Here is a 9,880-nt window from a genome sequence, read left to right as displayed (position 1 = left end):
ACACGTAGTATGCTAAAGATGGAGGTGTAGAGGCAGCTCGTTCAAAGGCAATGTTATTATCTATATGGGACCATAAGGTACAAGAAACGTTGCGAATCGATTTATGGACTAAAGATATGCCTGTAGATGAAATGAAGAAATTCTTCCATCAAACATTTGTAGCTATGGCAGATACATTTGAACGTGCTACAGAAGATAAAAAAATGGCAGATACAATGCGTGATTTCTGTGAATACTTTGCAGAGAAAATGGATCTAGTAGATAAAGAAAATAAAAAAGCGACTCAAGTCGCTTTTTTATGTGATATTTAAAGTAATTTATACTACCATAAGATTACAACCTCTGATATCTGAATTATCAAAACGACCTAGTATTTCGAAAGTACCATCACTGTATTTCTTTCCTAAATCTTGTGTTGCAATGAAAGAACAAGAATTAATATTTGCAAGGTCGATAATATTAACTCCTCCTGTTTTTCCTTCTTCTAATAATGTTAATGGGTCTTCAGGATCTCTAATCAAGATATCCATCCACGGAGGACATTGAAATATACCATCACCAAGTGAATAACCTTGTGATAGTAATTCAGTCATTCCATATTCTGAATGTATTTTATTTACACCAAATCCTTTGGTAAGAAGGTTGTGCAATTCTTCTCGTATCATTTCTTTTCTTTTACCTTTCATACCACCTGTTTCCATAATAATGGTGTTATTAAGATTAAAAGATTGCATCTCTATAAGGTCTAGTAAAGCATAAGTTACTCCCATTAAAAGAATATTCTTTCCTTCGCTATCCAGTTTAATTAATGTTTCTGCTAATTCTTCATAATTATGCAGATAGAAACCACTTTCAGGATGTGTAGATTGATTAATAAAATCATTAGCCATATAGATTAAGGAAGAGCCATCTCGTTCAAGATAAGAAGGGAGAAGTGCTAAAACTACATAATCTTCAATGTTTCCATAAAAATAAGCAAAACCTCTTCTGAAACTCTCTTCATAGTAAGCTAAATCAGTAACGTGATGCTTACTTGTAATCATACCAGTTGTACCACTACTAGTAAAAGTAGTTTGTATTGGAGCTTGAGAGCTAAGTACTTCTTTAGACTTAAAGAATTCGATTGGTAAAAAAGGAATGTCTTGTACAGTCTTAACTTCATTAGGTGTTTTTTGTAATAAATCACAAAATTGTCTATAGACAAGGTTGTTTTCGTATTGAAAGCGATATACTTTCATAGTTACCTTATGAAACTCTTTTTTAGACTGTATTTGTATAATATCTTCTGGTATAAACACGACTATATATTTTAAACAAAAATACAAATAAAAAAAGCATCAACTCAGTTGATGCTTTTTAAAACTAAATATATTGGTATTTTTTTATTTCACAATAATCTTACGTGTTGCAGTAGCATTCTCTTCTTTAATCTTCATGATATAGATACCTGCATTGACACTATAAGGCAATACTAATTCTTTTGTATTTAAAGTTGTAGTAAATATTTTCTTTCCCACTACATTGTAAAGTTCAACTTCTTTTGATGAGTTCTTATTCGACTCAATAAAAATTTTACTGTTATTCATTACAGGATTCGGGTAAATAGACAGTCCTTCGATACTCTGAGTAGAGTATCTAACATCATTTGGTTGTATTCTATCTTGAGCGAAAGCTGTGCCTGCGCCTACAACACCTATGAAGAATAAAATAGTATAAAAGTATTTTTTTGCCATTTACTTAAAATTATGGTATAAAAGTAGTGATAAAAATCTATATAAAAAAGAAAAAAGTTTTGTCTTTTTAGGACAAAACTTTTTTTTTAACTATTTTTAGTAATTTATTACTGATGCTTATAGACCAACAGTCCATCCTTTAGCCCATTCTGGTACGTTTACACCGTTTCCTGCGCCAGTCGCTTCACCTTCAACTATTATAGCATCATTGATTATATTCTTTTTGTCATTATCAGTAATAGTGTATTTTTTCTTTACATCATCAAATTTAACATTTTTCACTACTAAATCATTTCCAATACCTTTTATAGTAGCATCATTTTCAACAAGTACACCTACTTCGAAGTTTTTTAAATAAATATTTTCAACTAATGCTTTTGTACCCACTCTAAAGTGTAAAGCTGTACGTGGTTTACCATCTTCTGGTTTTGTATTTGAACCAATTAAAGTAACGTTTTTAATTGTAGGAAAAGATATAGGAGTTGAGTAATGGTTCTTACTATCATTATCAGCTTCAAAACCTTTATCAGCTACTCCAGCTTGCGAAGAATACCAATATTCATTCTTTCCATTCCATCCTTCAGTCCAGTCAAATTGATCATCATCATTATTTGTTGAAACTAAATATTTTGTATTTACAGTTCCACCAAACCATTCAAATCCATCATCTGCACCTTCGTGTGCTTGTACATATTCCACTACTGTTCCGCTACCTACCCCAAAGAAAGTTAATCCATTAAATTCTTTATCTGCATTGTAAGATGCTCCAGCATATTCAATTCTTAAATATTTGATAGATCCAGAATTATCATCTGCAATATCTCCGCCGTAAGTTAAGTCAGAAACTTCTGCAGTAGCTGTTTTACCTTTATTGATTGGTGCTCTACCACATAAAACTAGACCTCCCCAGCTTCCTCTTTTTTGTACACCTGCAGTCATCACTACTGGTTTTTCTTTTGTTCCCTCAACAAATATCTTACCTCCTTGAGCGATAGCGATATAAGAAGAAGTACCACCTGCTCCTACAATTTTTGTACCTGCTGGAATACGTAACTCAGCTCCATCTTCGATAACTAACTTTTCTTTCAGCGTATACGTTTTAGAACCATCAAGTTGTAATACTTGTCCTTTTTTGTATGTTCCTTTAATTTCGTTTTCTACTTTAGAACCCCCACCTTCATTTTTGTTGTTTGATGAGTTGTCGTCTGATGAACAACTAGCTAAAAATAATGTTACTAAACCTAATGTGAATCCTGTTCTTAATAATTTTTTCATGAGTGAAATATGTTTGATTAATGTTGATACAAAGATTGCAGAAGATTTTTTTTTATAGGTTAAATTGGTGTAATCGTATAATTAATAAAAAGAACATTTTATGTTATTATGAAGTTAAGAAAGTTAATAAATAAAAATATACTTATGATTTACAGCTTAATATTAACTAGATGTTAATTACTTGATATTCATTCAAATAATTATAAGTGAAGTTACTTCTTACAAAACATTTTATATAAGTCTATAAACAAAAAAAGCCACCTTAAATTAATAAGATGGCTTATAGACGAGATTATAGTTTTTAGAAAGAGTAGTTGAAGCTCAAGCTAAAATTTCTACCTAGTTTATATGATTGTACTAATAAATCTTTTGTTAGGTTTTCTTGTTTACGTTCAATCTTAGGGTCTAATAAGTTCTTAGCATTTAAGCCCATTCCAAAATTCTTTGTAAACTTGATTTTAAATGTAAAATCAAGCATTCCAAAAGCTTTGTCAACTAAATTACCACTTTGTTCAGTCCCGATTGATTGTAGTTTATCAGAAAAATGAGCATAAGAAATAGTTGCTAATAAGTTTTTTTCTCCCCATTCTTTTTGATAAGTAATGTCAGCATTTAGAAGGAAGTTAGAAGCTCCTGTAAAACCTGTATTTTTTTCAGTAAATAAAGTATTAATATAACGGTTTTCTTTATTTACTTTTTCGTTATCTAATTTTTGGTAGGTTTTCATAATTGCTGCATTTAAACCTCCCGATATTTTATTCGTATTAATATCATCAAAATTGATTAAATCTTTTTTGATTTCTATTTCAGCTCCAATTGCATACCCATAATCTCCTGTATTTGCATAAGTGATATCGTTTGAAGCAGATGCCATTACGATTTCATTAATTGGATTCTTAATGTATTTACCAAAACCTGTTACCGAGAATAACTCACCATTAGTAGGATAAAATTCCCATTTAAGATCAAAGTTGTAATCATCAGAAGCATATAAATCTGGGTTACCTATTTTTACTTCAGTTACATCTTCATAGATAAAACGTGCTCTTTCTTTAAATTGAGGTAATGTATATGTTTTTGAAGCAGCAAATCTTAAATTATGTTGATCTGTTAACTCATATTTTAATTGTAAGGACGGCAAGAAAGCATTTTTAGTAAGTTTATCGCTTGATCTTTCGTTGTCTAATTGCGTTTGCCAAGTAACTTTTTGTGAGATAGACTCAAAACGTGCACCTATAACAGCAGAAAAGCGTTCACTTATTTTATATTCTAAATTGGCAAAACCTGCATTAATCATTAAATCTCCTTCATAGATTTGAGGTAGTAAAGCATTATCAACTTCAGGCCCCCCTCTGAAAGTATAAATATCGAAATAACCTTTTTCAAAATTAGATTGATTGAAGAACAAATCTAATTGTGTAGGATTAATGTTTTTATTGTATGTATTATTGATAGCATAAACAAACTGAGTAGCCTTAAAGTCTCTATCTTTTTTACGGATATTATAACCTAAAGTAAGTTTACCATTATGCATATTATCTGCATTCTCATTAAATTTATAATCAACCGCTAAAACTCCCGCATACTCTTTTTCTGTTAAGTCTTCAAAATAACGGTTATTATTTGTTCTAGCATTGATTGCAAAAGAATAAGTATCTTTACCAATACCTTGATTTAGCATATATTGTTGACGATCTGGAGTCTGAGCAGAAACATTATTATATGTAGCTCCCCATTTTAAATCAACTTTTTCTGTTAATCCGTGATTTCCTAATAATTGGTTTACAAATAAACGATTTTGTTTGTATTGTTGTCTATTTACAAGAGTATGACTTAATTTCTCATCAGGGGTAATATCTACCATGTATCCTTTGTATTCATCATTTTTCTCTTGTGATTCATTGATAAATAGAAAGTTGTATTTAATACTATTATTTGAATTAATTTCATAATCAGCATTTAACATTGCTGTTGTATTTGTATTATATTCAAAAGTTTGTAATTCTAAATCTTTAGTAAAGATGTTTTGGGCTTGTGCTGATCTAGAAACTCCTTCTTTGTATTTGAAACCATTACTGAAAGAAGCAGTTGCAAAAAGATTTAAAGCCGATTCTCCAAAATAGAAAGACTTACCAGTATTGAAGCCTAATCCCATTCCATATGGGCTTCTATTTTTTGTTTCTGTAGAGTTTTTAAAGTTATATGATGTTAATGGATTTTTTGGAATGCTAGTATTTGAAAAACCCATATAGCTTCGTCCAGATAATACTCTAAAGTCATCTTGTTTAACAGCATTAGTATTTACATTTGAACTAATACTAACATCAAAGAATCCCTCTCCTTTATATTTTTTAGAAATAATGTCAATATTTCCTCCAGCAAAATCTCCATAGTTACGAGCTGAATAAGTTTTGTCAATAGAGATATACTCAACAATGTCAGTATTGAAAATACTTAGATTGATATTCTTTTTCTCTGGATCATCAGACGATAGTGGTAAACCGTTTAAGTAACTACTGTTATATCTATCCCCTAACCCTCTTACGAATATAGTACCTGTTCCTTCTTGGCGTGTTACTCCAGAAGTTTTAGCGACAGCAGCTGCCACATCACTTACTCCTTTTCTTGAAAGTTCTTGTGAACCTATATGTTGTTTAATTTCTGCAGAACGGTGTTGTTCTATTAATAGTGCAGATTCTCTTTCTTTAGAACGTGTTGCTTGAACAGTCACACCTTCTAGCTCAACACTGTCGCTTTGCAGAGCAATATTTATAACTTCAGTTTTTCCCTCAGTAATAGTAACAGACTTTTTAATAGAATTATACCCCAAGTATTGATATACAAGAATGTGGTTTCCTACTTTTAAAGTTAATTCATAATCTCCATCAATAGCAGTGTTTACTCCTTGTGAAGATCCATCAATACTAATTGTCGCAAATGCTAGTGGTTCTTTAGTTTCTTCATCGATTACCCTTCCTTTGACTTTACCATTTTGGGCAAGTGTGCTTAATGAGAATAATGCAAATGTAAGTAATAAATGTAGTTTCATAAATGTAGCGTATTTTATTATTCTGCAAAGAACTATGCTAATTATGAGCTGAATGTTATTGTAATTTTATTTAATTAGTTATCTTAGGTTACTAAAATGTTAACATATTAAATAATTGTAAACTTATTATTTCGTAATTTATTATAAACTATATTTGACCCAATAAAAACACACAACTTTATCATGAAAAACGAAGAAATTAGAATTTTGTTAGTTGATGACGAACAAGATATACTAGATATCGTCGGTTACAATTTAGAGCAAGAAGGCTATAAAGTATTTACTGCAAATAATGGTAAAAAAGCAGTTTCCACAGCAGCAGAATGTAAACCTCACTTAATTATTCTCGATGTAATGATGCCTGAAATGGATGGTATTGAAGCCTGCGAAGTAATTAGAAAAACACCAGGTCTAGAGCAGACAGTAATAACTTTTTTAACAGCTAGAGGAGAAGATTACTCTCAAGTAGCGGGATTTGATGCAGGAGCTGACGATTATATCACAAAGCCTATCCGTCCAAAAGTTTTAATGAGTAAAGTAAAAGCTCTGTTAAGACGTACTAAGAATGTCGAGGATATTGACTCTGGAGAAATTATAGTAGGTGATATCAAAATTAGTAGAGATTCATATAAAGTATTTACTAAAGGAGAAGAATTAAACTTACCTCGAAAAGAATTTGAATTACTAACACTTCTAGCTTCTAAACCAGGTAAAGTCTTTACACGTGAGGAAATCTTAGATGCAGTATGGGGAAATGAAGTTATCGTAGGTGGACGAACCATAGATGTTCATATCAGAAAGTTGAGAGAGAAGATTGGTGATAAGATGTTTAAAACAATTAAAGGGGTAGGATACAAGTTTGAATATATTACGCAAGGTTAATGGGTATTCGTTTTAAAAAGTCTTATAAGTTTGCTTTAAAGTCAGCCACATTCATTACGATATTTACTTTTTTTGTAATGATGCCTTTAGTTTATTTTTTTACCCCAATCTCTTGGTGGTTATATTGTATTCATGGTGTATTAGTTTTTTTTAGCTCTTTCTTTATTATTCAGTATAGAGTAGAACATTTTATTTATCGTCGAATTAAGAAGATATATGACAATGTATCTCTTCTAGAGCATACTGATTTACGAGCTAAGGCTGTAACTACGGATATGTCAACTCTTACAGAAGAAATTCAAAAATTCGCTACTTATAAAAAAATAGAAATCGAATCTCTGCAAGTTCGTGAAGAATATCGTCGCGAATTCTTAGGAAATATCTCACATGAATTAAAAACTCCTTTATTTACAATACAAAGCTATTTAGACACATTAGTCGATGGTGCAATAGATGATTTAAAAGTTAGAGATCAATATCTAGAACGAGCATCGCAGGGCGTTGACCGATTAATATATATTGTTAAAGATTTAGATATGATATCTAAGTTGGAATCAGGAACTCTTCATTTAAACAAAACAGTTTTTGACTTAGTAGAAACAATTCAGAATGCATTTCACTTTCTAGAATACAAAGCAAAAAAACGCAACATATCATTGATTTTTGATATGAAGTATGATATGCCAATTTATGTAAAGGGAGATAAAGATCGCGTAGGACAGGTCATTACTAATCTAATAGACAATTCTATTAAATATGGGAAAAATAAAGGAACTACTGAGGTTAGTATAGAAGATTTAGTCAATAATAAATTAATTGTCCGAATTACTGATAATGGGGAAGGAATTCAGAAAGAGAATATTCCGCGATTATTCGAGCGATTTTATAGAATAGATAAAAGTGGGTCAAGAGTAGTAGGTGGTTCTGGTTTAGGGCTATCTATAGTTAAGCATATTGTAGAGGCACATGGTGAACATATTTATGTGGAGAGTAGTTTTGGTTATGGGTCAGAATTCTCATTTACAATAGAGAAAGCTTCTAAGGAATACTATATTGAAGAATTAGAATCTAATGAGTTTTAGTTCTAAATAGTGATAAAAATTTTACTTTCATTATATTTATTTAATTTTGCGCAAATTCTATAAAAATACAATAAGGTGGGAAGTAAGAATAAATTAAAGCGATTCAGAGAAAATGAAACATTTCACAATGTGTATCAACCTACACGTGAGGAAATGCTTGAGGGGTTACCTCAAAAAGGAAATTGGAATAAAGTAGTATTCAAAAATGATAATCCTATTGTCTTAGAATTAGGATGTGGTAAAGGAGAATACACTGTTGAGCTAGCGAAACGCTTTCCAGAAAAGAACTTTATTGGAATAGATATAAAAGGAGCTCGTTTTTGGCGCGGTGCAAAGACTGCCGTTGAAGCAGGAATGACTAATGTCGTGTTTCTGCGCACTCAAATAGAATTAATAGAATTGGCATTTGCTAATAAAGAAGTAAGTGAGATTTGGATTACTTTCCCTGATCCCCAAATAAAATACAAAAGAACAAAACATCGTTTGACCAATTCAGAGTTTTTAAAACGCTATAAGAATATTCTTACAGATGATGGTATTGTAAATTTAAAAACAGATAGTGAATTTATGCATGGTTATACCTTAGGACTTCTTCATGGAGAAGGACACGAAGTATTATATGCAAACCACCATATATATAAAAATGAAGGTGCACCATCTGTTGTAACTGAAATTCAAACTTTTTACGAATCACAATATTTAGAAGAGAAAAAGCCGATTACTTACATTCAATTTAGAATAAAATAGGATGGGAGTAGAAGGATTCACATTATTACTATTTGGCTTTTTAGCTGCCATAATTGGAGTATCACTTCCAGGGTTGTTAAATATGACTGCTGTTAAAGTAGCTACTAAAGATGGTTATGTAAATGCGTTTAAATATACAATGGGGGCAATTGTCGTCATATTTATTCAGACCTATATAGCCATATTTTTTGCACGTCTTATTGATTCTAGCCCTGCTATAACGGAAGCACTTCATGAAATAGGATTAGTGATTTTTGGTGGATTAACACTCTATTTTCTAGTATTTGCTAAACGTAAAGAACAAAAAAATAAAGATTTACCAAAGAAGCAAACTGCTCCATTTCTATATGGAGCTTTACTTGCTTCTATTAATGTCTTTTCAATTCCGTACTACGTCTTTTTAGGTGTTACCTTATTTTCTTACGGTTATGGTATTTATGACAAAGTAAATACCTCCATTTTTTCAATTGGTGTAGTAGTGGGTTCTGCATTGATGTTCTATTTGTATATTTTATTCTTTAAGCGTATTTCTAATGAAAATGCCTTTATATTTAGAAATATCAATTATGTAATCGGTTCTATTACTGGAATTATTTGTTTGATAACCATCTATAAGTTATTGAAATAATGTCGTCATCTACAAACTTTTTTGAACGTGTATATGAAGTAGCAAGACAAATACCCTATGGTCGCGTTACTACTTATGGTGCGATAGCCAAAGCTATAGGTGCAGCACGCTCAGCAAGAATGGTAGGTTATGCAATGAATGCTTCTCATTACGATGATACTGTCCCAGCTCATCGAGTTGTCAATCGAAATGGTCTGTTAAGTGGTAAACATCATTTTGACGGTACTAATCTGATGCAACAATTATTAGAAAGTGAAGGAATAAGTGTTATAGATAACCAAGTCCAAAACTTTAATGAACTCTTGTGGTTACCTGAAGTCCAGAAGTAAGAGTTATTATTTCAATCTATCCCTTAATATTTTATACTAACAAGTATTTCGACTGCTGTAATAGTCATTCTCTCTTTTTTCAATATGGCAAATAATCTTTGCTTTTAGAGCTCTTTTTAGCTTTCTATTTCGAAAGAAAATTATTCTAATTTTTT

At 31.1% G+C, this 9,880-nt stretch carries 9 protein-coding genes and 1 pseudogene; 6 read left to right on the top strand and 4 right to left on the bottom strand.

Annotated features, from left to right (window positions below; all coding sequences use genetic code 11):
* Positions 1 to 11: 11 nt before the first annotated feature.
* Positions 12 to 311: pseudogene (gene gldC / locus RH98_RS08020) on the top strand (gliding motility protein GldC); the annotation flags it as partial.
* 6 nt (positions 312 to 317) lie between these two features.
* On the opposite strand, the gene RH98_RS08015 reads toward gldC, so the two are convergent.
* From RH98_RS08015 to RH98_RS08000, 4 genes are all read right to left on the bottom strand, one after another.
* Entirely contained in the window at positions 318 to 1,298 is a 981-nt protein-coding gene (locus RH98_RS08015) for a LuxE/PaaK family acyltransferase (RefSeq protein ID WP_010252833.1), read from the bottom strand.
* Positions 1,299 to 1,382: 84 nt separating this feature from the next.
* Positions 1,383 to 1,733 (bottom strand): T9SS type A sorting domain-containing protein, encoded by a 351-nt coding sequence (locus RH98_RS08010; protein WP_010252831.1) that lies wholly within the window; start codon positions 1,731 to 1,733, stop codon positions 1,383 to 1,385.
* 117 nt (positions 1,734 to 1,850) lie between these two features.
* Positions 1,851 to 3,008, bottom strand: a complete 1,158-nt coding sequence (locus tag RH98_RS08005) for a beta-helix domain-containing protein (protein ID WP_010252829.1) — start codon at positions 3,006 to 3,008, stop codon at positions 1,851 to 1,853.
* Between the two features lie 301 nt (positions 3,009 to 3,309).
* Complete coding sequence (locus tag RH98_RS08000) at positions 3,310 to 6,057, bottom strand: TonB-dependent receptor (protein ID WP_010252827.1); 2,748 nt, start codon at positions 6,055 to 6,057, stop codon at positions 3,310 to 3,312.
* A gap of 183 nt (positions 6,058 to 6,240) precedes the next feature.
* Between RH98_RS08000 and RH98_RS07995 the strand changes: the two genes are divergently transcribed.
* The 5 genes from RH98_RS07995 to RH98_RS07975 all read left to right on the top strand — a co-directional run bounded on the left by RH98_RS07995 (position 6,241) and on the right by RH98_RS07975 (position 9,725).
* Positions 6,241 to 6,939 carry a response regulator transcription factor gene (locus RH98_RS07995; protein ID WP_010252826.1) on the top strand — a complete coding sequence of 233 codons (699 nt, stop codon included), beginning with the start codon at positions 6,241 to 6,243 and terminating at the stop codon, positions 6,937 to 6,939.
* Positions 6,939 to 8,021, top strand: a complete 1,083-nt coding sequence (locus RH98_RS07990) for a sensor histidine kinase (protein ID WP_010252823.1) — start codon at positions 6,939 to 6,941, stop codon at positions 8,019 to 8,021. Before RH98_RS07995 ends, RH98_RS07990 begins: the two co-directional genes overlap by 1 nt.
* Before the next feature lie 75 nt (positions 8,022 to 8,096).
* Entirely contained in the window at positions 8,097 to 8,768 is a 672-nt protein-coding gene (gene trmB, locus RH98_RS07985; RefSeq protein WP_010252821.1) for a tRNA (guanosine(46)-N7)-methyltransferase TrmB, read from the top strand.
* A 1-nt stretch (position 8,769) separates the two neighbouring features.
* Positions 8,770 to 9,396, top strand: a complete 627-nt coding sequence (locus RH98_RS07980) for an amino acid permease (RefSeq protein ID WP_010252819.1) — start codon at positions 8,770 to 8,772, stop codon at positions 9,394 to 9,396.
* Positions 9,396 to 9,725, top strand: coding sequence for an MGMT family protein (locus tag RH98_RS07975; protein WP_010252817.1), 330 nt, complete (start codon positions 9,396 to 9,398; stop codon positions 9,723 to 9,725). Before RH98_RS07980 ends, RH98_RS07975 begins: the two co-directional genes overlap by 1 nt.
* Positions 9,726 to 9,880 lie beyond the last annotated feature (155 nt).

It is taken from the genome of Myroides injenensis M09-0166, assembly GCF_000246945.1.
GTDB classification, from domain to species: Bacteria; Bacteroidota; Bacteroidia; order Flavobacteriales; family Flavobacteriaceae; genus Flavobacterium; species Flavobacterium injenense.
The sequence above is the reverse complement of the archived record's forward strand: the minus strand, read 5'-3'. Positions and strand labels throughout refer to the sequence as shown.

Coding starts and splice junctions, on each gene's coding strand:
- RH98_RS07990 (WP_010252823.1), top strand. CDS start 6,939: ATGGGTATTCGTTTTAAAAAGTCTTATAAGTTTGCTTTAAAGTCAGCC.
- RH98_RS08000 (WP_010252827.1), bottom strand. CDS start 6,057: ATGAAACTACATTTATTACTTACATTTGCATTATTCTCATTAAGCACA.
- RH98_RS07995 (WP_010252826.1), top strand. CDS start 6,241: ATGAAAAACGAAGAAATTAGAATTTTGTTAGTTGATGACGAACAAGAT.
- RH98_RS07980 (WP_010252819.1), top strand. CDS start 8,770: ATGGGAGTAGAAGGATTCACATTATTACTATTTGGCTTTTTAGCTGCC.
- RH98_RS07975 (WP_010252817.1), top strand. CDS start 9,396: ATGTCGTCATCTACAAACTTTTTTGAACGTGTATATGAAGTAGCAAGA.
- RH98_RS08005 (WP_010252829.1), bottom strand. CDS start 3,008: ATGAAAAAATTATTAAGAACAGGATTCACATTAGGTTTAGTAACATTA.
- RH98_RS08010 (WP_010252831.1), bottom strand. CDS start 1,733: ATGGCAAAAAAATACTTTTATACTATTTTATTCTTCATAGGTGTTGTA.